This is a genomic window from Arthrobacter pascens, assembly GCF_017052465.1.
Lineage (GTDB): Bacteria > Actinomycetota > Actinomycetes > Actinomycetales > Micrococcaceae > Arthrobacter > Arthrobacter pascens.
On sequence record NZ_JAFHKT010000133.1, the window covers coordinates 1 to 898 of the forward strand.

The following is an 898-nucleotide window of genomic DNA, read 5'->3' on the forward strand; positions in this document are numbered from 1 at the left end:
CCAGCTCTTCCGCCCCGGACTCTCCATCGCCGAACTCACCCAACCCGGCCAGCCCGCCCAACGCATCTCCCTCCCCCGACGCAGCCTGCGCGACTGCCTCGCCGAAGAACTCCGCCGCCTCGACCCCGACGAAGTCTTCGGCCTGGCCCTTGGCTGCATCAACGCCGCACCCTTTACCCATTCTTTTGGGTAGGTCAAACCGCCCAATCATGGCGTGGCGCCCCTTGGTCATAGGGGAGAGGATGGAGGGCAGCACCTTTCAGGAGGTCCAGTCAGTTTCCGGGCAATATTCGGGAAGCCTCCTCGAACGCCGCACCAGCCGCCGGAATATGTCGCAGAGCGGTTGTTAGCTGCAGTCGCCGGTTCCTGGTCATCCAGCCACGGCGGCGAGTATTTTCCCTAAGGAGTTCCGTGTCTTCCAATCCGATTCGTGTCGCTATCGTCGGTGTGGGCAACTGTGCCGCATCGCTGGTCCAGGGTGTCCACTATTACCGGGATGCCGACCCCCAGGCCACGATCCCGGGTCTGATGCACGTGGAGTTCGGCAAGTACCACGTCAACGACGTGAAGTTCGTCGCGGCCTTTGATGTGGACGGCAAGAAGGTCGGCGTGGACCTGGCCGACGCCATCCTGGCCAGCGAGAACAACACCATCAAGATCGCCGACGTGCCGCCGACCGGTGTGACGGTGCAGCGCGGGCACACCCTGGACGGGTTGGGCCGGTATTACCTGGAGACCATCGAGGAGTCCACCAAGAAGCCGGTCGACGTCGTCCAGGCCCTGAAGGACGCCGAGGTTGACGTGATGGTCTGCTACCTGCCGGTCGGCTCGCAGGAAGCGGCGGAGTTCTACGCCCAGTGCGCGATCGATGCCGGGGCGGCGTTCGTGAACGCGCTGC

General features: G+C 64.1%; 2 protein-coding genes. Both read left to right on the forward strand.

Going from position 1 to position 898, the window contains the following annotated elements; translation table 11 throughout:
- The coding region (locus JYA52_RS09825; protein ID WP_205653004.1) for an OpcA/G6PD domain-containing protein at positions 1-193 on the forward strand (193 nt) is incomplete at its 5' end.
- Positions 194-411: 218 nt separating this feature from the next.
- A partial coding sequence (locus JYA52_RS09830) for an inositol-3-phosphate synthase (protein WP_504739511.1) occupies positions 412-898 on the forward strand: 487 nt, incomplete at its 3' end.